Here is a 24471-nt window from a genome sequence, read left to right on the forward strand (position 1 = left end):
GTGAGCGATCTCATCGTCGCACTGGGGCTCGTCCTCGTGATCGAGGGCGTGCTCTATGGCGGCCTGCCGCACCTTGCCAAGCGGCTGGCCGCCGAAGTGCTGGCAATGCCCGAGCAGGCGATGCGCGTCGGGGGCCTTGTCGCCGTCGCAATAGGTGTCCTTATTGTGTGGTTCGTGCGCGGCTGACGCTGCGCACGGACTTGTGTGTGCCTGACCGGCGCGTCACAATGGATTTACCGTTTTCATCGGCATCGGTCGCAAACGCGCCTTATTGTTGGCGACCATGCGTCCGCAGAAGCACCCGCACATCCTTATATCCGGAGACTTCCCGCATGGTTTCGACGACCTTCACGTCCGCAACACGCAAGGCGCTGATCGGCGCGGCGGCCGGCGCCATCGGCGTGGCCAGCGTCTGGACGATGCCGCCCGCCGCATACGCACAGGCGCAGCCGCCGGTCGCGCATGGGCCGGCCTCGGTTGCAGACCTTGCCGAGGGCCTGCTCGATGCTGTGGTCAATGTCTCTACCTCGCAAAATGTCGGCGGAAGAAGCGGACAGCGTAACGTGCCCCCTCCGGGACTGCCGGAAGGGTCGCCCTTCCAGGAGTTCTTCGACGAGTTCTTCAATGAGCGTGGAGGCGAGAATTCGCCGGGTGGCAGGCGCGTCCAGTCGCTGGGTTCCGGCTTTGTGATCGACGCCGAGGAAGGCATCATCGTCACCAACAATCACGTGATTGCGGATGCTGACGAGATCGAGGTCAACTTTGCCGATGGCGGCAAGCTGGACGCCGAGCTGGTCGGTACAGATCCCAAGACCGATCTGGCTGTGCTCAAGGTCGACCCGTCGCTGCGCCAGCTCACCGCGGTGGATTTCGGCGATTCGACCGCGATCCGCATCGGCGACTGGGTGATGGCGATCGGCAATCCGTTCGGCCTGGGTGGTTCGGTGTCCATCGGCATCGTGTCGGCACGCGGGCGCGACATCAATTCGGGCCCCTACGACGATTTCATCCAGACCGACGCGGCCATCAATCGCGGCAATTCTGGCGGGCCGCTGTTTGACATGAACGGCAAGGTTATCGGTATCAACACGGCGATAATTTCGCCCTCGGGCGGTTCCATCGGCATCGGCTTCTCGATACCCTCGCAGCTCGCCACCAATGTCATCGCCCAGCTTCGCGAGTTCGGCGAGACGCGGCGGGGTTGGCTGGGCGTTCGCATCCAGCCTGTCACCGACGACATTGCCGAGAGCCTCGGCATGGACAGCGCGCGCGGTGCGCTTGTTGCCGGTGTGATCAAGGGCGGCCCGGTTGACGACGGCTCGATCCAGCCCGGCGATGTCATCATTCGTTTCGACGGCAAGGATGTGCGCTCGGTGCGCGACCTGCCGCGCGTGGTCGCAGAAAGCCCCGTCGGCAAGGAGGTCGATGTCATCGTCGTCCGCAAGGGCGAGGAGCAGACCGTTCCGGTGACGCTCGGTCGCCTGGAAGATGGGGAGCGCATGACGGAGGATGGCTCGACGGAGCCAACGGAGGAAGAAGAGGCGCCGGTTGCGTCGGCCAGCGTGCTTGGCATGACCGTGGCAGAGCTCGATGACGAGGTGCGCGCCACCTACGAGATTTCGGATGACGTCAACGGCGTCGTCGTTACCGAGGTCCAGGAAGGGTCTTACGCGCAGGAAAAGGGCGTAATGCCGGGCGACGTCATCACCGAGATTGCGCAGGAGTCGGTATCGACACCGAAAGACCTTATGAACCGTGTCGATGCGCTGAAGGATCAGGGGCGGCGGAATGCCCTGCTGATGATTGCCTCGAAGAACGGCGAGCTGCGCTTCGTCACCGTGCGTATGGATTGAGGGAAGGGCGCTTTCCCTCGTCCTAGGCCGCCAGCAACTGCTTGCGGTCGACGCGCTCCTGCTGGGGCGAGCGGGCATAGAGTTCGCGGTAGCACTTGGAGAAGTGCGATGCCGACACGAAGCCACACGCCACGGCCACTTCCACGACGGGCAGCGACGACTGGATAAGCAGGTGGCGGGCACGGTCCAGCCTGATTTCAAGGTAGTAGCGGGCCGGCGAGCGGCCCATCTCCTGCCGGAACAGGCGCTCGATCTGTCGCCGCGACAGGCCGACATGGTCGGCGATTTCGATCAGCGACAGCGGCTCGGCGAGGTTTGCCTCCATCAATTCGATGATCGTCAGCACCTTGGAGTTCTGCACGCCCAGCCGCGCGCGCAGCGGCAGCCGCTGGCGGTCGGTGGGGCTGCGGACGCGGTCGGTGAGTACCTGCTCGCAAACGCGGTTTACGAGGTTGTCGTCGAAGTCGTCACCGATGAGCTTCAGCATCATGTCGAGCGCTGCGGTGCCGCCGGCGCAGGTGTACAGATTGGAATCGACCTCGAACAGGTCGGCATAGACGTTGACCTTGGGAAACGCCTCGGTGAAGCCCGGCAGGTTCTCCCAGTGGATCGCGCAGCGCTTGTTGGACAGAAGCCCTGCCTGAGCGAGCACATATGCGCCGGTGCAGAGCCCGCCAATGGCGACGCCACGGTTGTATTCCTCACGCAGCCAGGCAAAAACGCTCTTCTGATGATACTTTTCGACGTTCAAGCCGGCGCATACGATCACCATCGACGGGCGCTCCGGGCCGCTCATCTTGCGCCGCTCTTCCTCCAGCGTGGTATCCACGGCGCATTCGACACCATTGGATGCGCGCACCGGCCTGCCGTCGGCGCTCGCCAGCCGCCAGTGATAGGCGTCGTAACCGAGCATGCGGTTCGCCGAGCGCAACGGCTCCAGCGCCGTCGCAAACGCGATCATCGTGAAATCGGGCACGAGAAAGAAAACGATCGACCGTTTGACGGTGTTTTTAGGGGTCACTTGTGCCTCCAAGGTAAAGCGGCCCGCTGACAGGTCATGTCGCGATCAGCAAAGCGTCATCAGGAAAGCGCATAGATGTCAATGGGCTGTCATGAAGGAATCTGACAAGTCCACGGCCCGATGCAGCGATGCATCACGCGTCGAGTGCGGACGCACGAAAGCCGCCGCGTCAGGCACTCAAGCCCGTCGCGGCGGCTGTCGGTTCAATCGGTGATCCGGTCTCTTAGTTGACCAGGAAGCCCAGACGCGAAGCGGCGATCGCGCCGGTCTGGCCGGGCATCGTCTTGCCGAGGCGCTGGCGCTCAAGCGCAGTCGTCAGGTTGCTTTCGCGGCGACCGGAAAAGAAGCGGGAAAAGAATTTCATGACACATCTCCATGCAAAGTCAGGTCTCACACGGAACGGCCTTCGCATGATGGAGTGGGGTCGCTCGTTGATGCGCCCCATATAGGCCTTGTGCGGTGCAAACAAGATGGAAAATGCGAAGTGCAACGCTGCGAAAACGACACCGAATGCGGCATTTGCCTGCATTCTGGCCGGATTTGATAGGTCGTTCAGGGAGTTGGGCGTTTTTTACGGCGTTATGCGCCGATATCATGGGCGCGATGCCCAAATGCATGGCTGCCGGCGGGGCGTCGAATGTCCCGCCGGCTAGGCGTCTTCAGAGCCTGCGCACCCGGTGCGCGATGTCGAATTCGGCGTTGAGCCAACCGTCGACATTGTAAGAAGGCAGCCGCTCGGCGTTTCCACGTTCCTTGGGCGGGCGGCCCGTAATGGCATGGTTGTTGATAGCGCGGAACTCACGGATGAAATCCTGCAATGCACGCAGCACGCTCATGCCAGCCTCCTCTGGATCGGTTGGTAAGTACGGGTCCGGCGTTCGAGGCGACGGGGCATTTCTTCCTCCGTTGGCCAACCGATGTCCTTCTGGATTTCCGGCGGCAGCGAGAGGAGTTCCAGGTAGGTGTGCATGCGCCGACGACGGGTCCGATAGTCGGAGGCGAAGCGAGCGATCGATGCGAAGACTGACATTTTCATCTCCTTCCAGGTTGTGGCAGCGCATTCTCCGCTGCTGATGCTCTTGACTGTGATCCCTGCGTCATGTTCAATCAAACGAAATGGAATGATGGTTTCATTCAGTTTTGTTGATGGACAGGCCCAATGAACGCTCCCCTCAATCACCCCATGCCCCTGCTGGACCTCGACGTGCTGCGCACGTTCGTCGCGATCGCCGAAACGGGCAGTTTCACCCTGGCCGCCGGCGCGGTGTTTCGCACGCCTTCCGCGGTGTCCATGCAGATCAAGAAGCTGGAAGACATTCTTGGCGCCGCGGTTTTCCTGCGTGACGCGCGCTCGGTCACCCTCACTCAGGAGGGCGAGATGCTGATGGGCTATGCAAGGCGGATGCTGGCGCTGAACCGCGAGGCAGTGTCGAAGTTCATCGTGCCGGACATTGCCGGCGTGGTTCGGATGGGTTCGCCGGACGACTACGGCGAACGGATCCTGCCGATCGTTCTCAAGCGCTTCGCGAAGACGCATCCGGCGATCGCGGTCGACGTCATCATCGACATGAGCGGCAATCTGCGGCGGCGGATGGCCGAGCGGCAGCTCGACATCACGCTTCTGACCGCGCGCAACAATGTACCCTCCGATGCGGAGGTGTTGCTGACCGAGCCGATCGTGTGGGGCGGCGCCAAGGGTGGCTGCGCGCATCTGCGCGACCCGCTGCCGGTTTCCCTGTGGGAGGAGGGCTGCGTGTGGCGGGCCGATGCGCTTGATGCGCTGGGCCGCGCGGGCCGCAACTACCGTGTCGCCTATATGAGCGCCCACACCGCGGGCCAGCGGGCTGCGATCCTGTCCGACCTGGCGATCGCACCGCTGCCGAAGTCGTTCATCGGCGAGGACATCGTGGCACTCGGCCCGGACGAGGGGCTGCCGCTGCTGTCGAACTACAATCTGGCGATGATCGTCGCGCCCGACGCGTCTGCGCCGGTGCAGGCCGCAGCCGACCATATCCGCGCGACATTCGAGTGCTTCAGAGAAACCGGCCGGTTCTGAGCCCAGTTAGTCAGGCCGAAAGAAACTCGACCATCTGCGTGCGCGCGGTGCGGGCCTCCGGCATGTCGATCAGCGGCCAGACGTGGAACATGCCTTTTCCGACGACAAGGCGGACGTCGACACCGGCTTCTCTGGCCTTTTCGGTGAAGACCACGCTGTCAGGGTAGAGCATGTCGCGCGTGCCTGAAAAAACCAGCGTCGGCGGGAGGATCGACAGGTCGCCGTAGAGCGGGCTGATGCGCCAGTCGCCATAGTCGATGCCGGCTGCATAGATTCGCACCGCCTCGGTGCCGCCCGGCACGCCCAGCCACGGGTCGATGCGGGCGACGTTCAGCGTCTCGGGATTGGCAAGTGTCATGTCCAGGCCGGGCGAAATCAGCGCCAGCCGGTCGGCAATCGGCCAGCCGTTCTCGGCCGCCATCATGGTCAGCACGAGGGCCATGTTGCCGCCGGCGGAATCGCCTGCGACGGCGACTTTGCCCCCTTCGCCCAGGACCTCCCGATAGACGGCGCTGGTCATCGCGTAGATGTCGTGGAAATCGTGTTCGGGCGCCAGCGGATAGACCGGGACGGTCACGTGCGCGCCAAGGCGCGTCGCCAGTTCGGCGATGAGCTTCCAGTGAAACGAGGTCAGTTCGAAGCAGTATGCGCCGCCGTGCAGGTACAGGATGCGGCGGCTCGCATGCTTTCCCTTCGGGCGCGCCTCGTAGACGACGTGGCCTTCGACCTGTCGTTGGGTGATGTCCAGCGTTTCCGCAACCTTGACCGGTGGCCGGTGATCCTGCGTCTTGCGGGATTTCTCGATCCAGGCATGAAGCCCCTCGGCGCTCTGGAAGGCCTTCTTGCGCGTATGGCGGAGCACGAAGGCGGCGAGGTGGCTCTTGATACTCATTGCATCTCCTGCGTGTGGTCACAGGAAGATGAAAGCCCTTCGCAAGTCGGCGTCAAGTGCGGCTGCGTCTCGCCGCCCGTTCTTCTCGCGATCGTCGCCTCGGCGAGGCATCCCCGCCGCCCGATGCGGAATCGTCACTTGAATTCGCACGGCGCGGCGGGAGCGTCACCGCCTCGGCCAGCTTGGGGAACGGGTCCACCTTGTTGGGCAGGGCCATTGCATTGACGAAAAGCTGCTGGAAGTTGGGCTCCAGCGCCGTCTCGATCTTTTCGATGCGACGCACCGTCTCCTCGATCTCGCGGCGGTAGTCACGGTTCAACAGGGCCATCAGTGCACCTTGGCCGGCCGCGTTGCCGACGGCCTTCACCTCGGCGAGGTCGCAATCGGGGATCAGCCCCAGCACCATTGCGTATTTGGGATCGATGAAGGAACCGAACGCGCCGGCGAAGCGGATCGTGTCGACATGGTCGACGCCCTGCTTTTCCATCAGCAGCTTGATGCCGGCATAGAGGGCGGACTTGGCGAGCTGGATGGCGCGCACGTCGTTCTGGGTAACGGTGATGCGCGGCTGGCCCTCATGCAGCAGGTAGGACGAGGTGCGGCCGTTCTGGAAGATGCGCGGGCTTCTGGCCGTCAGTCCGCCGTCGATTACGCCGTCTTCCGAGATGATGCCCGACAGGTACATCTCAGCCACGACCTCGATGATCGCCGAGCCGCAGATGCCGGTGACACCCAGTTTCCCGGCGTCTTCGGCAAATCCATCTTCGTCCGACCATTTTTCTGATCCGATGATGCGGAAACGCGGTTCCAGCGTTACTGGATCGATGCGTACGCGCTCGATCGCGCCCGGTGCGGCGCGCTGGCCCGACGATATTTCCGCGCCCTCGAAGGCCGGCCCCGTCGGTGAGGACGCGGCGACGACCCGCGCTCTGTTGCCCAGCACGATCTCGGCATTGGTGCCGACGTCGACCAGCAGCATCATCGCATCCTGCCGGTAAGGGCCTTCCGACAGGGTGGCGGCTGCAGCGTCGGCCCCGACATGGCCTGCAATGCAGGGCAGTACATAGACGCGTGCGCCCTCGTTGATCTTCAGGCCGATTTCGCTGCCCCAAGTATGCACTGCGCCGGAAACGGCCAGCGCGAAGGGCGCCTGGCCGAGCTCGGTCGGGTCGATGCCCAGGAACAGGTGATGCATGATCGGGTTGCCGACGAAGACGGCGTCCAGCACGTCGTCGCTGCTGACTCCGCCTTCCACGCACACCTTGTCCAGCAGCCCGTTGATCGCCTCGCGGACCGCCGTGGTCATGGCCTGCCGGCCATCGGGGTTCATCATCACGTAGGAAACGCGGCTCATCAGATCCTCGCCGAAGCGGATCTGCGGGTTCGACGTGCCGGATGAGGCAACGACCCGGCCCGACAGCAGGGAGACCAGATGCATCGCGATCGTGGTCGAGCCGATGTCGCAGGCAAGGCCGTAGGCTTCGTTGTGCAGGCCGGGCCAGAGCGCGATGATCGTCGGCCGCGAGGTTGCAAGGTCGCGATGGATAGCGGCCGTAACGCCCCAGTTGCCCTTGCGCAGGATCGTCTGGACGCGCGGCAGCAGGTGCTGCGAGACCAACAGGTCCTGCCAGCCCCAGTCCTTCTCGAGCATCACCTTGAGGCGGTCGAGATCGCCGAGCGGCTTGTGCATGTCGGGTTCGTCGACCTCGACATAGCAGAGCTGGACAGCCGGATTGCGCTCGATGATGCGGTCCAGTGCCGCTTTGCGCACCACCTGGGCGTTGATGACGGTATCCTGCGGCACGTCGACGACGAGGTCGCCCTCGATGGTGGAGGAGCAGGAGAGGCGGCGCCCCTCGGCCAGCCCGCGCACGCGGTCGTAGCGCTCCTCCTTGGCGCCCCTGGGAGAAATGTGGTCGTTGGAGGAAACGATCTTGTGCTTGGCGAAACTGCCTTCCTGCACGACGATCTGGCAACGCCCGCAGGTTGCCCGCCCGCCGCATACGCTCTCGACATAGACGCCAAGCTCGCGCGCGGCATCCAGCACGGTCGTGCCTTTGGGAAAACGCCCGCGCTTTCCCGAGGGCATGAACAGGACGAGCGGATCGGTGATGTTGGACGGGGCGTTCATGGAAACATCGTTACCCTCGCGCCATCCGTGCCTCGCGGCCGCCGCGACGGCGGCCTGCGCCGGCAGCAGCGTCACCAGGCGCCGAGACGGCCACCGGGGCAGGGGCGGCGTGTTCGCCAGGCTTGTAGTCCTTGTAGGTCTTGATCCAGGTCATGCAGTCCTTGTCGGTGCCGTTGAGCACATTGGCGCCGCGCACGGCCTCCATCTCCTGCGGGCGGCAGGGATTCATGATCGCCGAGGTCATGCCCGCGCCGATCACCATGGGGATGAAGGCGGCGTTGATGCCGTGGCGGTGCGGCAGGCCGAACGAGATGTTTGAAAGGCCGCAGGTGGTATTCACCTTGAGCTCGTTGCGCAGCCGGTAGAGAAGCTGGAAGACCTGCCGGCCGGCATCGCCCAGCGCGCCGATCGGCATGACCAGCGGATCGACGACGACGTCCTCCGGCTTGATGCCATGGTCCATCGCGCGCTCGACGATCTTCTTGGCGACCGCGAAACGCACGTCAGGGTCCATGGAGATGCCGGTCTCGTCGTTCGAGATGGCGACCACCGGCACATCGTATTTCTTGATGAGCGGCAGGATCGCTTCGAGCTTTTCTTCCTCGCCGGTCACGGAATTGACGAGCGGGCGGCCCTTGGCGACCTTCAGGCCCGCTTCGATCGCGGCGGTGACGGAGGAGTCAATCGACAGCGGGACATCCACCAGTCCCTGCACGATCTCCAGCGTCTGCACCAGAAGGGCGGGCTCGGTCGCATTGGGGTCGACGGCGGTGACGCCGGCATTGACGTCCAGCATGGTCGCGCCGGCCTGCACCTGCTCGATCGCATCCTTCTTCACGGTCTCGAAATTGCCTTCGACCATTTCGGCGGCGAGCTTCTTGCGGCCGGTCGGGTTGATGCGCTCGCCGATGACGCAGAAGGGCTGGTCGAAGCCGATGACGATCTCACGTCTCGCCGAGGCTACGATGGTGCGGGTCATGTTGTGTCTCCGTTCTTTGTCGGGATGTCCCGAATAGAGGGCGCTTGCAAGCGCGAATTCAGTTGGCGGCCTGGCTGACGATCGCCTGCGGGGTTTCGGTGGGGCTGTCGTGCAGAATATGGTCGAGGCGTTCGGCGACCATGGCGTCGTCCGGGCGTGGTTCGCGGCGCCACGGACGGCGGCCTTTCAGCACGCCGGATTCGTGCACGATCTCGGCCACGAACTCCTCTTGGCGATAGGCCATCACATGGATGCCCGAGACGCCCTCGATTTCCTTGACCTCGTTTATGATGTCGATGGCGATCTGCTTGCCTTCCTTTTTCTGGTCGGCCGCACCTTCGAGCCGTGCGATCACCGCATCGGGGATATGGATGCCGGGCACGTTGGCGCGGATCCATCGCGCCGTCTTGGCCGAGGCAAGCGGCCCCACACCGCACAGCACATAGCATTGCTCGGTCAGGCCCATATCATTGACGCGCTTCATGTATTCGCGAAACATTGGCACATCGAAGCAGTATTGGCTCTGCACGAACTGGGCGCCGGCCGCGATCTTCTTGGCGAGCCGGTGGGGCCGGAACTCATAGGGTGGCGCAAACGGGTTGATCGCCGCGCCCAGGAACACGGCCGGCGGTGTGGTCAGCTTGCGGCCGGAGAGGAATTTCTGCTCGTCGCGCATGGTGCGAACCGTTTCCAGCAGCGACATGCAGTCGAGATCGAAGACGGGCTTTGCGCCCGGCTGGTCGCCGGCCTGCACGCCGTCGCCCGTCAGGCACAGCATGTTGGCCACGCCCATCGCGGCGGCACCCAGCACGTCGCCCTGGATCGCGATGCGGTTCCGGTCGCGACAGGAAATCTGGTACACCGGCGCATAACCCATGCGGGTCAGTAGCGCGCAGATGCCGACCGACGACATATGGCAGTTGGCGCCCGACGCATCGACGGCGTTGATCGCGTCGACCCAGCCATCGAAGACCTTGGCACGCTCGTAGACGTCTTCGGGATCGGCGCTGTCCGGCGGGTTGAGCTCGGTGGTCACCGCAAACTCGCCGCGCCGCAGGATGCGCTCAAGCCGGCCGCGCGACGAATGGCCGGGCAGCGGGTCTAGTGGCAGGTCGATGCCGGCGGGGTTCTCGTCAGGCTGCGGAGGACGCGGGGAGGGGGTCATGCAGGCTCTCCCTTTTTCGCCTTCTCACGCTCGGCGGCGGCGCGAGCCGTCACGCGCAGCCAGGCCGACGTTTCGCGCAGAGACTGGTCGACGGGTTTCTGCACGGCGAGGATCGCATCGCCATTGCGCATGTTGCGCGAGCCTTCCCAGGCCTTCACCCACACGCAGGGCATATCCGGCTCGACCTCGCAATTGCCGTTGGCGCGCACGCCGCCGCAGGGGCCGTTGCGGAGCTGTTTCGGGCAATTCATGGGGCATGACATGCCGGTGGAAGACAGTACGCACTGGCCGCACATGCGGCAGTCGAACATGAGGCCCTTAACCCGTTTCTCGACGAACTTTACCGGCGCTTCGGCGCGTGAATAGCCGACCGCTTTCCAGATCGGGTGCAGCAGCAGAAAGACGTCGGCAAAGCGCTCGTAGAACCATTCGAGCCCACGCGAGTGGCGCACCGACCACAGCCGCATCGTGTAGCGGCGCTGGACACGCCGCTGCGGGGATACGTCGGCGGGCTTGTATGCGGTCTTGGGCGCCGCGTTGCGAACCTGGGTGGCCTGGGTGACCGTCGGCTGCTGCTTGTCAGACATTTTCCCTTCCGCCCGCCTTCACGAGTGCGACGAGACGTTCGCGGTCATAGGCCGCGTCGAGTTCGGCAAACGCCTTGTCGGCCTCAGCCTCAAGGTCGTCGCCGACAGGTTCGGGGTCTGCCTTGCGCCACTCGGCCAGATACGCGTCGGTATCGCCTGCACCGGTTCGCATGGCGCACATGTCGATAGCCTCCGTGAAACGCAGCGGCAGCTCGCGCTTGGCGTTCTGCCGCCCCTTCCTGACGATCACTTGTGCCGGGATGTCGCGCCAGTAGACGACGATTAGATCCGCCATGCGGCTGTTCTCCTCACTCCACGGTGACCATTGCGCGGAAGCGCGCGCGCCTGCTTGTTGCCGGACGACGCGCGTGCCTTCAAAAACGACGCGCGGTCAGCGACGGAATTCGAGGATGTCGAGCTTCGATTCGTAGTGGGGGGCGGGGAACTCGATATGCCACTCGGCCTCGCCGGTTCGAAACGCATAACCGGCCTGGTCGCTTTCAGGTCCCGAACCGTAAGCTGCGGGTTTTGCATCGTGAATGCTGCCGGAGCCGAGATAGGTCAGGCGGGTGTCGGAATCGGTGAAGAAACGGCCGGTTGTCCGTTGCGAACCCGACAGTTTTTCGAGCTTCCAGCCTGAGCCGTCATCGGTGACCCTGCAACGAAACCATGAATAGACGACCAGATTTGCCAGCCCGCCAACCTTGGTGGTGCGGCATTGCCAATCGCCGGTCATGTCGAAGCCCTCGAACGACTGGTGCGGGGCCGAAAGCGCGCGTTCCATGATGGCGATGTCCTCAGGCGTGCCGCCTTCGCGCGCTTCCGCAACGGCTGCATCGCGGGTGGTCTCATAGGCCTCAAGCCGAGCGCGGTCCGCGTCGGTGATGAGGCTTTCGATCTCTCCGGTGGCGAAGGCCGGCGTGGACAGGAGCAGGGCAAGGGCAATGAGGGCTGTACGGCGCATAGATCGGTCTCCGGTGGTTCCGGCCATCCCGCCGGGCAAATCCGGCGGTTTCAAGATCGCGTCGAAAGCCGGGCAAGCGCAGGTTCCAGATCGCCGTAACCGGTCATGCGCTTCTCGTAGGCAAGGCCGAGCATTTCAGCCGCATCGCGAGCCACCTTTTCGAGCGACGGGTCGTCTGTCTGGGCCAGATAGACAACCTTCTCGTAGTTTCCGAAGAAGTCCTGCGCCAGCTCAGGGTGGCGGTCGAGGCCGAGCGGCTTCATGAAGAAGGCATCGAACTGCCGGCAGAGGAAATCCGTCATGTAGAACGACAGCATGTCGTCGTCGGCGACGCGGGCGAACGCGGCTTCCCCCTGGTAGAAGGCGAAGCAATGCGGGCCGGCCATGCGCTCGACGCCGTGTCGTTCCAGCACCCGGTCGAGCATGCCGCCGGTGCCGCAATCGGCATAGCCTGCGAAGATATGCGCATAGCCCTGCGCACGCGCCTTTTCGATCGCCGCATTCATCGCAGCGGGGATGCGGTCCGGATAGTAATGGAACTCAGCGGGCAGGCAGGTCAGCTCGATATGGTCGAGGCCGAGACGCTCCTTCACCGCCAGGATTTCGCGCGCCAGCATTCCGCATGCGATTACGAGAACCTTTTCGGGTTCCGCGCGTTGCATGTCTGTCACCTTTCACAGCGCCAGAGGGGCGCATCGACGATGCGGAGTTTCACGATGACCAAATCCACCATGTCCAAGCTCGCCGTTCTCGTTCTCGTTGCCGGCTTTGCGGCCGGTTGCGCCAATACCATCCGCGGCATGGGCGCCGACACCGCGAATGCGGTGGATGCTACGCAGGACGCAGGCCGCAATATCGAGCGGTCGACCTACTAGTCGTCACGGCGAAAACTTGAAACGTCCACGTCTCAGGCCGAGGCGTGGACGTTGTGCTTGCGCTTCATGAAATCCTTCGCCGTTTCCACGGCCACAGCCGCGTCGCGGCAGTAGGCGTCGGCTCCGACAGCCTTGCCGAACTCCTCGTTGAGCGGTGCGCCGCCCACGAGTACGACGTAGTCGTCGCGGATACCCTTTTCCTTCATCGTGTCGATCACGACCTTCATGTAAGGCATTGTGGTCGTGAGCAGGGCCGACATACCGACGATGTCGGGCTGATGCTCCTCGATCGCGGCCAGATAGTTCTCGACAGGATTGTTGATGCCGAGGTCGACGACGTCGAAGCCCGCACCCTCCATCATCATGCCGACGAGGTTCTTGCCAATGTCGTGAATGTCGCCCTTGACTGTGCCGATCACGAGCTTGCCCTGCTTGGGCGCGCCGGTTGCAGCCAGCAGCGGGCGCAGGATAGCCATGCCGGCCTTCATGGCGTTGGCTGACAGCAGCACCTCAGGCACGAAAAGAATGCCGTCGCGGAAATCTTCGCCGACGATGCGCATGCCCTCGACCAACGCTTCGGTGAGGACGTCGTAAGGGACCCAACCGCGCTCCAGAAGGATGTTCGTTCCTTCCTCGATCTCCTCCTTCAGCCCGTCATAGAGGTCGTCGTGCATCTGCTGCACCAGTTCCTCGTCGGAAAGCTCGGAGAGGATGATTTCGTCGTCTGACATCTCGGGCTCCTGCAAATGCCATGCGCGGACAAACGGTGCCCGCAACGTTCTCCCAATTCATAATCCGCGACAAACCAGGTTTCTTAGCTGATTTGCGACGTGCCGCGATAGGAAAGCGACCGAAGCAGTCCCGTTTGGAACTGACAGCACTTCCTGTCGATTTTGCGACACGGGCTGGCGCTGGCTGGCCGCTTCTGCAAGGTTGCTTGGCTACGATCCGGGCAAAGAGCCGCCCGGCGGCATTACGGGATTCAGGGAAACGGTCATGGAAGACAATCTGGCTGTCGAGCAGGGCGCTGGCGGCGGACGCCGTGGACGCGGCGACAGGGGCGGTGCAGCGGCACGCCGCGCGGCGCGTACTGGCGGCGGCGCAGGACCGCAGCTCACCTATATCAAACGCAACATTCCGCTTTACGAGGTGCTCAACGAAGAAGGTCTCGCGCTCATCGAGGCCAATGCCGACACCGTTCTCGAGGAGATCGGCATCGAGTTTCGCGACGATGCCGAAGCACTTGCAATGTGGAAGGATGCCGGCGCGGACGTGAAGGGCGAGCGGGTCCACTTCCCGAAAGGCCTTCCGCGGTCGCTGCTCAAATCCGCTCCGCCCGTCTTCACCCAGCATGCCCGCAACCCGGAACGCTCGGTGCAGATCGGTGGCGACGCTACCGTTTTCGCGCCCGTCTACGGCCCGCCCTTCGTGCGCGACCTCGACGGCAACCGCCGTTATGCGACGATTGAGGATTTCCGCAATTTCGTGAAGCTCGCCTATCTGGCGCCGTCGATCCACCATTCCGGCGGCACGGTGTGCGAGCCGGTCGACGTGCCGGTCAACAAGCGCCATCTGGACATGGTGCTGGCGCATATGACGCTGTCCGACAAGCCGTTCATGGGCTCGGTGACCGCGCCGGAACGCGCCGAAGACACGGTTGCCATGGCGAAGATCCTGTTCGGCGAGGAGTTCGTCGACCAGAACACGGTCATCATCAACCTTATCAACGCCAACTCGCCGATGGTCTTCGATGAGACCATGCTGGGCGCAGCCAAGGTCTATGCCCGCAACAATCAGGCGACGATCATCACGCCGTTCATTCTCGCTGGCGCGATGAGCCCTGTGACCGTCGCGGGCACGCTGACGCAGGTGCTTGCCGAGGTGCTGGCGGGTGCCGCCTTCACGCAGCTCGTGCGGCCGGGCGCACCGGTGCTGTTCGGCACTTTCGCCTCGTCGATCTCGATGCAGTCCGGCGCGCCGACATTCGGGACACCGGAGCCGTCGCTGGTCTCCTACGGCGCGGCCCAGCTTGCGCGGCGTCTCGGCCTGCCGTTCCGCACCGGCGGCTCGCTATGCGCATCCAAGGTTCCGGATGCACAGGCGGCCTACGAGAGTGCCAACACGCTCAACTCGACGCTGCTTGCCGGCACCAATTTCGTGCTGCACTCCGCTGGCTGGCTCGAGGGCGGGCTCGCGTCCTGCTACGAGAAGTTCATGATGGATGTCGACCAGCTCGGCATGGCGCAGAAGTTCGCCGCGGGCGTCGACCTGTCCGAAAACGGGCAGGCGATGGACGCGATACGCGAGGTCGGGCCGGGGAGCCACTATCTCGGCTGTTCCCATACCCAGGCCAATTTCCAGTCCGCCTTCTATCGCTCGTCCATTGCTGACAACAACTCCTTCGAGCAGTGGCAGGCCGAGGGCGAGAAGACCGCGCCACAGCGGGCTAACGAACTCGCCCGCCGCTGGCTGGAGAGCTACGAAGCGCCTTATCTCGATCCGGGTATCGCCGATGGCCTGCGCGATTTCGTGTCGCAAAAGAAAGAGGCGATGCCCGACGCCTTCACGTGAAAGGAGCCCGCGTCAGGCCGGGCTAAAGTGGCCGACATCATTCACAAGGAAGTCTGGCGCAGCGCCATACGCGGGCCGGATGGGGGATAAGGTGCGGGCTGGGTTGATGCTCTACGTTGCCCCCCTCTGTCCTGCCGGACATCTCCCCCACGAGGGGGGAGATCGGCCGGCCGCTTGGCTTTCGCGAATCACCGGCGTCGCAGAAGAAACGGTGAGCCCGAAGCTGCCGATCTCCCCCCTCGTGGGGGAGATGTCCGGCAGGACAGAGGGGGGCGCGAAGGAATGCCTGCGTTTCCGTTCAGTGGCGGAGTAGATGCCTGCCGTCGCCGAAGCAGTGGCATCCCTTCTTCTCGCGCATGGCCTGATCCTGCGCGGCGGCTTTTCCTTCGCCTCTGAAGAAGAACGGCCCGCCGGCCCTTCCGACAAGCCCGCTGCATCCGTGATTCTGGTCGGCAATGCAGGGGCGGATTACTGGCGGCATTTCTCGCTATGGCGAGAGGCTCATCCTGCAACCTGTCCCGATCCCCTCGACACATGGTCGCGTCTGGTGATCGGGGAGGTGGCCGACCACGTCGGTGCCCGCCTCATCATGCCGAACGACCGCCCGTTCGCGCCGTTCCAGCAGTGGGCGATGCGTTCGGAAGAACTGAGACCGTCGCCGCTCGGCCTCCTCATGCATCCGGTCTACGGGCTCTGGCACGCCTATCGCGGCGCATTGCTTTTCGACCGCGAACTTGCGTTTCCCGCACCTGAGAAACCGATTCATCATTGCGACCTATGTGACGGAAAACCTTGCCTGAATGCCTGCCCGGTCGGAGCCTTTTCGGCCGCGGGATTCGATTATCCTGGCTGCGTTGCGCATGTTCGGGGCCGGACGGGACAGCCATGCCGGGGCACCGGTTGCCTTGCGCGCAATGCCTGTCCCATCGGTGCAGAATGGCGCTATCCGGCGGCGGTGCAGGCATTTCATCAGGCAGCTTTTGCGGGGCTGTAGATTTTTTCCTTGCTCCACCCAAGGATCGGCGGGATTGAGACGTCCAACGGGCGATGATGGCGCTGACGATGGACGAAGAGGACGTCTCCGACGGTGAACTGGCGCGCAGGGCTGCGGCCGGCGACCGGTCGTCGTTCGCGCGGCTGGTCGCGCGGCACTATGCCTTCGTCTTCCGTATCGCCTACCGGATGACGGGACATCGCGCCGATGCGGAAGACATCGCACAGGACGTCTGCGCACGGCTTGGCCGCTCGATCCGCACATATCGCGGCGGCAGCGCATTCACGACCTGGCTCTACCCTGTCGTCGTCAACGCGGTGCGAGACCAAGGCCGGAGTGCCGCGCGTGAGGCCGCGCGGCGGCAGGCCTACGGCATTCAAGCGCGCATCGAGAGCGCGGCGGCTTATGAGGCGGATGAGCCGGCCGAGGCACTATGGGAGGCGGTGCGAGACCTGCCGCCCAAACAGCAGGAGGCGGTGACGCTGGTCTATGGCGAGGCGCTGAGCCACGCCGAGGCGGCCGACCTGCTCGGCTGCTCTGAGACGACGGTCTCGTGGCACATCCATGAAGCGAAGAAACGGCTGAAGCGCATCATGTCGGTCGGGGAAGTCTGATCATGGCGAAGAACGAATTCGACGAACTCGACCTGCTGCGCGGCGCGAAGGTGCCCGCGCCCGGTGACGAAGCAAAGGCGCGCGGGCTCGATGCCGCGTTGCGCGCCTATGACGAGGCCGGGAAAGAAAATTCCGCGTCGCCCCAAGGATCGGGCGTCGGTGCGCGTCTCACTGCCGGAACAATCAGGTTCTGGAGAGAGATCATGCGCAAGAAACTCATCGCAAACCCGGCTTTGGCCGGCCTCGTCGCCCTGCCGGTGGCGGGTATCGTTACGTGGCAGTTGCTCGACGAGTATCGCCCGGCGAGCCCACAGGAGCCTGCAGCGGTGGAAAACGACGCGCTGCAACGCCAGGCGGCTGAAACCAGGGTTTCCCAGCCCGCGAAAGAGGAGGCGGCCGGACAGGCTTCCGACCAGGCGACGCAGGACATGGCCGCCGAGATCGCAGCCGCTCCTCCATCGCCTGCCGACGGCATGACGCCCTCCAGCACGGTTCTGACACGCCAGAAGATGGCCGAGCCGCGTGTGATGCCCATGCCATCCGCTGCGCCGCAGGTGATCGCGCCTGAGCCCTATCCAGTGCCTGCCGAGAACCGTGATCGCGTCGAGGCCTTCGACAGCAATCCGGTGCGCACGGTTCAGGAAAGCCCCGTCTCCACCTTCTTGATCGATGTCGATACGGCCTCCTACGCCTTCGTGCGGCGTTCGCTGAAGGAGGGGGTGCTGCCCGACCCCAACAGCGTGCGGGTCGAGGAGATGATCAACTATTTCCCCTATGACTGGGCCGGGCCGGACAGCGCCGAGCTGCCGTTCAATTCGACCGTCACCGTCATGCCGACGCCGTGGAACGAGAACACGAAGCTTATGCATGTTGCGGTCAAGGGCTACCAGATAGAGCAGGCGCAGAAGCCGCGCTCCAACCTCGTCTTCCTGATCGACACGTCGGGGTCGATGGAAGAGCCTGACAAGCTACCGCTTCTCAAGAACTCCTTCCGGATGCTGGTCGACCGGCTTGGCCCCGACGACACGGTATCCATCGTTACCTATGCGGGGAGCGCCGGCACGGTGCTGGAGCCGACCAAGGCGTCGGACAAAGCGGCGATCCTGTCTGCGCTTGACCGGCTTGAGGCTGGTGGCAGCACGGCGGGCGAGGCCGGTATCCGCGAGGCATACCGGCTTGCGGAAAGCTCCTTCGTCGAGGGCGGCGTCAACCGCGTGATGCTGGCGACCGACGGCGATTTCAATGTCGGGCAGGTGAGCGACGACGAGCTGACGACGCTGGTCGAGAACAAGCGGGAATCCGGTGTGTTCCTGTCGATACTCGGCTTCGGGCGGGGCAACCTCAACGACCAGATGATGCAGGCCATCGCCCAGAACGGCAACGGCGCGGCCGCATATATCGACACGCTGGCGGAAGCCGAGAAGGTGCTGGTGGAGGAGGCGTCCTCAACGCTATTCCCCATCGCCGGCGACGTGAAGATACAGGTCGAGTTCAATCCGCAGCAGATCGCCGAGTACCGGCTGATCGGCTACGAGACACGGGCGCTCAGCCGCGAGGACTTCAATAACGACCGCGTCGATGCCGGCGAGATCGGCTCGGGCCACTCGGTGACGGCGATCTACGAGATCACGCCGGTGGGTAGCCCGGCGCGGATGGTTGACGATCTGCGCTACGGACAGCCAAGCGACAGCACGGCTCCGACGGCCGGCGACGGCGAATATGCCTTCGTCAGGGTTCGCTACAAGGCGCCCGGCGAGGATACCAGCAAGCTGATCGAGAAGCCGGTCACGGAAGCCGATGTCATTTCGAGCTTCGACGCGGCTTCGAACGATGCGCGCTTCTCCGTGGCAGTTGCAGCCTTCGGGCAGAAGCTGCGGGGCACGGATGCCGTGGCTGGTTTCGGCTATGACCGTATCCAGAAGATCGCCTCGGCCGCCCGCGGCGCCGATCCGTTCGGCTATCGCGCCGAGTTCCTGTCGCTGGTCAGGCTCGCAGCCGCGCTCGAGCGGCCGCGCTGAACCTTTGCAATCGCGCTGTTGCGAAGCCGGTCGGGATCGGAATCCCGGCCGGCTTCCCTTTAGTGCAGCCGGGAATCCTTACGTTGCATCTTGTAAAAGATATATCTTTTGCTAGATATGACGCATGAACGACATTATGAAAGGAATCCCAATGTTCAATCACAGACATCGAGGTGGGCATGGTCATATGTGCATGGCCGGTGGACCGGGCAGGGGCGGTGGCGGGCGGCATGGCCATGGCGGCCCGTTCGGCCGCAATCGCGGTGGACCGTTCGGCGGGCGGCGCGGGCCGCGCATGTTCGATTCGGGTGCGTTGAGGCTGGTCGTGCTCGGTCTGATCGCCGAGGAGCCGCGCCACGGCTACGACATCATCAAGGCGCTGGAAGCAAAGTTCCAGGGTGCCTACAGCCCCAGCCCCGGAGCCATCTATCCCATGCTGCAGATGATGGAGGAGGCCGATCTGGTCACCTCGACGACGACCGGCAACAAGCGCCTGTTCTCGATCACCGAACAGGGTCGCGCCTTCCTTGCCGACAATGCGAAGGAACTGGAGAAGATCAACGCGCAGATGGAGCAGGCGTCGACCGAGACCAGCGGCGTAGCCCTGGGCGACGAGGTGCGCGCATTGCGCTGGGCCGTCTACAGCCGGCTGCGCAGCGGTTCTCTCTCGGCCGAACAGGCTGCGGAGGCGCGCGAAATCCTCAAGCGCGCGCGCCGCGAGATCGAGGACCTCTAGACCGGACCGGTCAGCCGCGGGCGCGGCGGCGCTCGCGGCGGCCTTCGCCTTCCACGGCGCCGCTTTCAGCGGCCTGCTTGTTGCGCAGTGGGCCGATGCGCGCCACGACATCTTCAACTGACGGCCGGGCAGCCGGCGCGTGCTCATCCAGCGCCTTGCGCATGGCTGCAAGGTGCTGGAACGACGTGCCGCAGCAGCCGCCGACGATCCTGGCACCGCCGTCGACTGCCAGCCGCACGTAGTCGGCCATCAGCTCCGGCGTGCCGGAATAGTGGATTTCGGTGCCGCGGAATTCGGGGATGCCGCAATTGCCCTTGACGATGATGGTGGCCTCCGGCTTCGCGGCGCTCATGTCGAGCAGAGAGGCGAGGATGTCCGAAGCGCCGACGCCGCAATTCGCACCGACGCCCAGCGGAGCTTCGCCGAGCCCGTCGGCCACGCCGTGGATGTCCTTCGGCGCGAGGCCCATCATCGTGCGGCCGGCCGTGTCGAATGAACCCGTATAGGTGTAGGGCAGGCCGACACGGATCGCGGCTTCTGCGGCAGCGCGAATCTCGTCCGGCGCCGACATCGTTTCGATCCAGGCGACTTCCGCGCCGCCTTCCTTCAGGCCTTCGATCTGCTCGACGAAGGCCTCCACGGCCTCGTCATAAGTCATCGCGCCGAGCGGCTGCAGCAGTTCGCCGGTGGGACCGACGGACCCTGCAACGATGACCTTGCGGCCAGCCTTGTCCGCGACCGAGCGCGCGATCTCGGCGGCGCGGCGGTTAAGCTCGTGCACGCGGTCCTGCGCGTGGTGCAGCTTAAGGCGGTGACGCGTGCCGCCGAACGAGTTGGTGAGGATGATGTCGGCGCCCGCGTCGACGAAACCCTGATGCAGGGCGACGATCTTTTCAGGAGCGCTTTCGTTCCAGAGCTCCGGCGCTTCGCCCGCTTCCAGGCCCATGGCGAAGAGGTTGGTGCCGGTCGCGCCATCGGCAAGCAGCACGCCCTTTTCGGCGATCAGAGCATCGATCGGATTGATCATGAAAAGCACCTTCGCAAGGTCTGGGGATTTGAGATAACAATATAAAGAAATCTTTATATGGCGTCAATGTCACGGTGGTTGCGGATATCAGGCTTTGCCGCGCCGGCCGGCGACCCGCAGCAGCTTGCGGAAGCGCGGGCATTCGAGGTGCGAAGGGGCAGGGCACTCGGCCACATGCCTGAGCGCGTCGCGCAACACCATCAGGTCGCGGATCTGGCGGTCGATCTCGTCGGCGCGGCCATGCAGGACCGGGCGCGGCAAATCCACCGTGCCGTCGGCGCGGAACATGCCGGCGATCTCCTCGAGTGAGAAACCGGCCTTCTTGCCGAGCGCGATCAGCGCGATCTGCCAGACCGTTTCCGGGCCGAACTGCCGGCGCAGTCCGCGACGGCCGATGGAAGCGATAAGGCCGATCTCGTCATAATAACGCAGTGTCGAGACGGCGACGCCGGTGCGCTCGGCGACATCTCCGATGTCGAGAATTTCCATGCTTGACCTCAAGTTGACTTGAAGTGGCAGAATGCCGCCAGATCCAAATTTGAGCAAGGGCATGACCATGAAAAACGATTCCGAAATTCCGCAACCCGGCGGCACGAGCCGCAGCATCGCTCCGCTGGCAATGGCGATGTTGCTGGCGTCCACCGGTGTGAGCATCACCACCGTCGCGCTGCCCGTGCTGGCACGCGATTTTTCCGTCGATGTGACACAGGCACAGTGGGCGGTGCTCGGCTACCTGCTTGCCGTGACCGTCTCCATCGTTTCCTGCGGGCGGCTTGGGGACCTCGTCGGGCATCGCCGTGTATTCCTGGCGGGGCTGGCGATCTTCGCCACGGCGTCTGCCTTGTGCGCAGCCGCGCCGACGCTCGGAGTGCTCGTCTTCTTTCGTGTCCTGCAGGGCGTCGGCGGCGCCATCCTGATGGCTCTACCGATCTCGATCGCGCGAGACGTGGTGGCCAAGGAGCGCGTCGGCTGGGCGATGGGCCTGCTCGGCACCACGTCGGCGATCGGCACCGCACTCGGGCCCTCGATGGGCGGACTGATTATCGCGTGGTCCGGCTGGCAGGCAACGTTCTTGACGCTTGCCGTATCCGCACTGGCGGTGCTCGTCGTATCCATGTGGACGCTGCCTGCCGCAAAGACTGCCTCTCCGGGCAATCGCCCGAGCCTCGATCTGGCCGGCACGCTGGTGCTGGCACTGACACTGATTGCCTATTCGCTCGCGGTGACTGGTGGCGACGGTTTTTCGACGCAGGCCGTGCTGCTGCTCGCAGCAGCGGTCGCCGGCGCCATCATTTTCGTGGTCGTCGAGCGGCGCCGTGCGATGCCGCTGGTAGCACTCGATGCGCTCGGCGAGCGCGCGACAGCCGCCTCGCTGGTGATGAACCTGCTTGTTTCCAGCGTGATGATGTCCGTGCTGGTCGTCGGGCCATTCTATCTGGCTTTCGGGCTGCATCTGAACGACGCGTTGATCGGGATCGCCTTGGCGGCGGGGCCGACAATGGCTGCGCTCAGCGGTCTGCCGGCTGGCTACCTCACCGACAGGTTCGGCGCGCGGCCCATGCTGATCTACGCGCTCGCGCACATGATCGTCGCGCTGATCTGCTTTTCGATCCTGCCGGGCATCTTCGGCGTTGCCGGCTTCGTTCTGTCGCTCATGGCGCTGACGCCATCGTTCCAGCTCTTTCTGGCGGCGAACAACACCGACGTCATGCTGGCCGCAAGGGAAGACCAGCGCGGCATGATCTCGGGCCTGCTGGGGCTGTCGCGTAATCTCGGACTGATGACCGGTGCGTCGGTCATGGGGGCGGTGTTCGCGGCTGCGGCCGGCTCGGCCGACATCACGCAAGCGCCGCCAGAGACCGTCGGCTTCGCCTTCTCTTTCACGTTTCAGGTGGCCGCGGGACTGGTTGCGTTCTCTCTGGTGCTGGCATTGGTAGGACGGCGGCGCACGCCGGTGCATGACGAGCTATGCGCCGACTGCTAGCTTAACGCGCGCGCAAAACCCGCCGCTTCGTGTGCGTTGATCTCGGCTGCCCGGATCAGATTGTCGAAGTGGCGGGTCAGCGTGCGCACCGTCTCGGTTGCGTTCAGCACGACATACATGTCGCCCATGTAGATCGCGGCGCGAAGCTGCCCGAAGATAGTGTAGGGCACCGAATAGCGCTGGCGGCCGTCATAGAGATAGAGGCGGAAGCCGGGGTAGAGGTCATCGAGCAGCCGCGCCATGTGGGCAAGTTGCGCCTTGCGCTGCTCTTCCGGGAAGCCAGACCAGACGCCGAGGCCGCGCGCGAAGATTTCGAGCGTATGGCGCGGCATGCAGACCTCCATATCGGTCTCCGGCCGGCGATTGTAGTCGATGCGATACTGCTTCTCATCGTGCTGGGCTTCGGCGTCGCGGCGCGTGATGTCGGCCTCGTGGTCGATCAGCGCATCGGTGCGCAGGAGATCGGGAATGCCGGCGGGCACGTAGCGAATCTTGGTGCCGGCCGCTTCCGCATGCCACTTCGCCAGCAGGGTCCGGTCGAAGCCACCCGCACCTTCCTCGATCTCAAGGCTTTCGCGGATTTCGCTACCGAGGCCTTCATCCTGGCTGATGCCCAACAGCCAGTCCAGCGAGACGCTGTGCCGCAAGGCGATGTTGATCAGCGTTTCGGCGCGCGGCAGCCGTGTCGCGGATCCGGCCAGGAGCTGGGACAGCGCCGAGCGGTCGATGCCGATGCGCGCGGCAAATGCAGACTGGTTCTCACCGGATCGGCCGACCAGCGTCGTCAGCCGCGTCCGGAACGTCTCCGCGATGTCGCGTTTGTCCAACTTTTCGCCTCGTTGTTTATTATAGTAAACGTATGTCGCTTCTGATTATCAGAATAAACATTCAATGTACATTCTCGCATTGCGACGCATCGCTGCTGCTGACAGCATTCTGTCAGGAATCGGGGTATCGGGGCGAATCTGGGCGAGATGGCAAAGAGAAGGATAGAACACGCAGGTGCAGCACGGGTCGAATGGCCCACCGTCATGCTCATCGCAGCCTGCTATGGAGCATGGTTCGTGGCGGGCACGATGCTCTGGGCGGACTGGCCGCTGGCTACGCTGGCGATCCTCACTCTGGTCGTTGCGTTGCAATCGTCCCTGATGCACGAGGCCGCGCACGGCCATCCCACCCGCAACGGCAATCTCAACGAATTTCTGGTTAGCCTGCCGATCGGTCTCGTCTATCCCTACCGGCGCTTCAAGTCGCTGCATCTTCGCCATCACGCCGACGAGCGCCTGACCGATCCGTTCGATGATCCGGAGAGCTACTATCGCGCGCTTTGGAAGCACGAGACGCTGCCGGTATGGCTCAAGGCGCTTCTTAAGATAAACAACACGATGGTCGGCCGTTTCGTCATTGGCCCTGCGATTGCCAATGCCGGCTTCCTCGTGACCGAGGCCAGGCTGATCGCGTCCGGCGACCGTGCGGTGCGTCGCGCCTGGCTGCAACACGGCATCGGGCTCGCTGTCGTCGTGCCGGTGATCCTGTTCGTCTTCGCCGTTCCGGTCTGGCTCTATCTGGTGCCGGTCTATCTCGGACAGTCGCTGATCGCCATCCGCACCTTTGCCGAGCACCAGTGGTCCGAGCGGCCGGATGGGCGCACAATCATCGTCGAGCGCTCGCCGCTGGCCTTCCTGTTCCTCAACAACAACCTGCATCTCGTGCACCACAAGATGCCGACGGTTGCGTGGTACAGGCTGCCGGCGCTGTTTCGTGAGCGGCGCGCCGAATGGCTGGCGATGAATGACGGCTACGCCTATCCGAGCTATTTCGCGCTACTGAAGGACTTTGCGTTCAAGGCAAAGCAGCCGGTGGTACATCCCGCACTACGCCGCGCGCCGGAGCCGGGCAGGGCGTTTAGGCCGCGTGTGCGGGCACGTAATGTCAGCGGTTACGGCACCATACCGGTGCCGGCCGAGCCGCCCAAGGAATAATGATCGGCTTGCGACTGCTGCC

27 protein-coding genes are annotated in these 24471 nt (G+C 64.0%); 11 read left to right on the forward strand and 16 right to left on the reverse strand.

Translation table 11 applies throughout. From position 1 onward, the window contains the following. Both ACVJNE_RS14750 and ACVJNE_RS14755 read left to right on the forward strand, forming a co-directional pair. Complete coding sequence (locus tag ACVJNE_RS14750; protein ID WP_173192099.1) at positions 1 to 186, forward strand: DUF2065 domain-containing protein; 186 nt, start codon at positions 1 to 3, stop codon at positions 184 to 186. Between the two features lie 146 nt (positions 187 to 332). Continuing rightward, complete coding sequence (locus ACVJNE_RS14755) at positions 333 to 1853, forward strand: DegQ family serine endoprotease (protein WP_379012994.1); 1521 nt, start codon at positions 333 to 335, stop codon at positions 1851 to 1853. A 22-nt stretch (positions 1854 to 1875) separates the two neighbouring features. Here ACVJNE_RS14755 and ACVJNE_RS14760 read toward each other — a convergent pair whose 3' ends face one another. The 4 genes from ACVJNE_RS14760 to ACVJNE_RS14775 all read right to left on the reverse strand — a co-directional run bounded on the left by ACVJNE_RS14760 (position 1876) and on the right by ACVJNE_RS14775 (position 3904). Beyond that, positions 1876 to 2814, reverse strand: coding sequence for a GlxA family transcriptional regulator (locus ACVJNE_RS14760; protein WP_244649238.1), 939 nt, complete (start codon positions 2812 to 2814; stop codon positions 1876 to 1878). 283 nt (positions 2815 to 3097) lie between these two features. Further along, positions 3098 to 3238 (reverse strand): hypothetical protein, encoded by a 141-nt coding sequence (locus ACVJNE_RS14765; protein WP_173192095.1) that lies wholly within the window; start codon positions 3236 to 3238, stop codon positions 3098 to 3100. Positions 3239 to 3533: 295 nt separating this feature from the next. Then, complete coding sequence (locus ACVJNE_RS14770; RefSeq protein WP_499566719.1) at positions 3534 to 3710, reverse strand: hypothetical protein; 177 nt, start codon at positions 3708 to 3710, stop codon at positions 3534 to 3536. Further along, positions 3707 to 3904: a hypothetical protein gene (locus ACVJNE_RS14775; protein WP_499566721.1), complete on the reverse strand. Its 198-nt coding sequence runs from the start codon at positions 3902 to 3904 to the stop codon at positions 3707 to 3709. The genes ACVJNE_RS14770 and ACVJNE_RS14775 overlap by 4 nt, the downstream gene beginning before the upstream one ends. Before the next feature lie 129 nt (positions 3905 to 4033). Here ACVJNE_RS14775 and ACVJNE_RS14780 point away from each other — a divergent pair, with 129 nt between their 5' ends. After that, complete coding sequence (locus ACVJNE_RS14780; RefSeq protein ID WP_499566723.1) at positions 4034 to 4930, forward strand: LysR substrate-binding domain-containing protein; 897 nt, start codon at positions 4034 to 4036, stop codon at positions 4928 to 4930. Between the two features lie 10 nt (positions 4931 to 4940). On the opposite strand, the gene ACVJNE_RS14785 is transcribed toward ACVJNE_RS14780, so the two are convergent. The 8 genes from ACVJNE_RS14785 to ACVJNE_RS14820 all read right to left on the reverse strand — a co-directional run bounded on the left by ACVJNE_RS14785 (position 4941) and on the right by ACVJNE_RS14820 (position 12310). Continuing rightward, on the reverse strand, positions 4941 to 5822 hold the full coding sequence (locus ACVJNE_RS14785) for an alpha/beta hydrolase (RefSeq protein ID WP_499566725.1): 882 nt from the start codon (positions 5820 to 5822) through the stop codon (positions 4941 to 4943). Positions 5823 to 5874: 52 nt separating this feature from the next. Then, the gene (locus ACVJNE_RS14790; RefSeq protein WP_499566727.1) at positions 5875 to 7953 is read right to left on the reverse strand and encodes an ASKHA domain-containing protein; all 2079 of its coding nucleotides are present in this window, start codon (positions 7951 to 7953) and stop codon (positions 5875 to 5877) included. Between the two features lie 10 nt (positions 7954 to 7963). Further along, entirely contained in the window at positions 7964 to 8932 is a 969-nt protein-coding gene (locus ACVJNE_RS14795; protein ID WP_173192088.1) for a methyltetrahydrofolate cobalamin methyltransferase, read from the reverse strand. Between the two features lie 58 nt (positions 8933 to 8990). Next, a complete protein-coding gene (locus ACVJNE_RS14800) occupies positions 8991 to 10097 on the reverse strand; it encodes a methylenetetrahydrofolate reductase (RefSeq protein ID WP_499566729.1) in 1107 nt (368 codons plus the stop codon). After that, entirely contained in the window at positions 10094 to 10684 is a 591-nt protein-coding gene (locus ACVJNE_RS14805) for a methylenetetrahydrofolate reductase C-terminal domain-containing protein (RefSeq protein ID WP_173192084.1), read from the reverse strand. The genes ACVJNE_RS14800 and ACVJNE_RS14805 overlap by 4 nt, the downstream gene beginning before the upstream one ends. Continuing rightward, entirely contained in the window at positions 10677 to 10979 is a 303-nt protein-coding gene (locus ACVJNE_RS14810) for a virulence factor (RefSeq protein WP_173192081.1), read from the reverse strand. Before ACVJNE_RS14810 ends, ACVJNE_RS14805 begins: the two co-directional genes overlap by 8 nt. Positions 10980 to 11075: 96 nt before the next feature. After that, positions 11076 to 11648 carry a DUF4893 domain-containing protein gene (locus tag ACVJNE_RS14815; protein WP_499566731.1) on the reverse strand — a complete coding sequence of 191 codons (573 nt, stop codon included), beginning with the start codon at positions 11646 to 11648 and terminating at the stop codon, positions 11076 to 11078. A gap of 50 nt (positions 11649 to 11698) precedes the next feature. Further along, entirely contained in the window at positions 11699 to 12310 is a 612-nt protein-coding gene (locus tag ACVJNE_RS14820) for a DUF1638 domain-containing protein (protein WP_499566733.1), read from the reverse strand. A gap of 54 nt (positions 12311 to 12364) precedes the next feature. Here ACVJNE_RS14820 and ACVJNE_RS14825 point away from each other — a divergent pair, with 54 nt between their 5' ends. Then, on the forward strand, positions 12365 to 12523 hold the full coding sequence (locus tag ACVJNE_RS14825) for an entericidin domain-containing protein (RefSeq protein WP_173192078.1): 159 nt from the start codon (positions 12365 to 12367) through the stop codon (positions 12521 to 12523). 32 nt (positions 12524 to 12555) lie between these two features. Here the strand turns inward: ACVJNE_RS14825 and ACVJNE_RS14830 are convergent, their stop codons facing one another. Further along, the gene (locus ACVJNE_RS14830; RefSeq protein ID WP_173192076.1) at positions 12556 to 13254 is read right to left on the reverse strand and encodes a corrinoid protein; all 699 of its coding nucleotides are present in this window, start codon (positions 13252 to 13254) and stop codon (positions 12556 to 12558) included. Positions 13255 to 13519: 265 nt separating this feature from the next. On the opposite strand from ACVJNE_RS14830, the gene ACVJNE_RS14835 reads away from it, so the two are divergent. From ACVJNE_RS14835 to ACVJNE_RS14855, 5 genes are all read left to right on the forward strand, one after another. Further along, positions 13520 to 15094 carry a trimethylamine methyltransferase family protein gene (locus tag ACVJNE_RS14835; protein ID WP_368804453.1) on the forward strand — a complete coding sequence of 525 codons (1575 nt, stop codon included), beginning with the start codon at positions 13520 to 13522 and terminating at the stop codon, positions 15092 to 15094. Between the two features lie 313 nt (positions 15095 to 15407). Continuing rightward, complete coding sequence (locus ACVJNE_RS14840) at positions 15408 to 16088, forward strand: hypothetical protein (RefSeq protein WP_499566736.1); 681 nt, start codon at positions 15408 to 15410, stop codon at positions 16086 to 16088. A 56-nt stretch (positions 16089 to 16144) separates the two neighbouring features. Further along, positions 16145 to 16702: an RNA polymerase sigma factor gene (locus ACVJNE_RS14845; protein WP_499566993.1), complete on the forward strand. Its 558-nt coding sequence runs from the start codon at positions 16145 to 16147 to the stop codon at positions 16700 to 16702. 2 nt (positions 16703 to 16704) lie between these two features. Beyond that, positions 16705 to 18720: a YfbK domain-containing protein gene (locus tag ACVJNE_RS14850; RefSeq protein ID WP_499566738.1), complete on the forward strand. Its 2016-nt coding sequence runs from the start codon at positions 16705 to 16707 to the stop codon at positions 18718 to 18720. Between the two features lie 193 nt (positions 18721 to 18913). After that, positions 18914 to 19456, forward strand: coding sequence for a PadR family transcriptional regulator (locus tag ACVJNE_RS14855; RefSeq protein ID WP_499566740.1), 543 nt, complete (start codon positions 18914 to 18916; stop codon positions 19454 to 19456). A gap of 10 nt (positions 19457 to 19466) precedes the next feature. Here ACVJNE_RS14855 and bmt read toward each other — a convergent pair whose 3' ends face one another. Next, on the reverse strand, positions 19467 to 20483 hold the full coding sequence (gene bmt / locus ACVJNE_RS14860; protein WP_499566742.1) for a betaine--homocysteine S-methyltransferase: 1017 nt from the start codon (positions 20481 to 20483) through the stop codon (positions 19467 to 19469). An 87-nt stretch (positions 20484 to 20570) separates the two neighbouring features. Further along, the gene (locus ACVJNE_RS14865; RefSeq protein ID WP_499566744.1) at positions 20571 to 20972 is read right to left on the reverse strand and encodes a helix-turn-helix domain-containing protein; all 402 of its coding nucleotides are present in this window, start codon (positions 20970 to 20972) and stop codon (positions 20571 to 20573) included. Positions 20973 to 21033: 61 nt separating this feature from the next. On the opposite strand from ACVJNE_RS14865, the gene ACVJNE_RS14870 reads away from it, so the two are divergent. Beyond that, positions 21034 to 22467 (forward strand): MFS transporter, encoded by a 1434-nt coding sequence (locus tag ACVJNE_RS14870; RefSeq protein WP_499566746.1) that lies wholly within the window; start codon positions 21034 to 21036, stop codon positions 22465 to 22467. Here ACVJNE_RS14870 and ACVJNE_RS14875 read toward each other — a convergent pair. Then, a complete protein-coding gene (locus ACVJNE_RS14875; RefSeq protein WP_499566747.1) occupies positions 22464 to 23294 on the reverse strand; it encodes a helix-turn-helix domain-containing protein in 831 nt (276 codons plus the stop codon). The two genes, ACVJNE_RS14870 and ACVJNE_RS14875, sit on opposite strands and share 4 nt — an antisense overlap. Before the next feature lie 147 nt (positions 23295 to 23441). Here ACVJNE_RS14875 and ACVJNE_RS14880 point away from each other — a divergent pair, with 147 nt between their 5' ends. Next, entirely contained in the window at positions 23442 to 24449 is a 1008-nt protein-coding gene (locus ACVJNE_RS14880; RefSeq protein ID WP_499566749.1) for a fatty acid desaturase, read from the forward strand. Positions 24450 to 24471: the final 22 nt, after the last annotated feature.

The organism is Mesorhizobium sp. DxT (assembly GCF_058448885.1).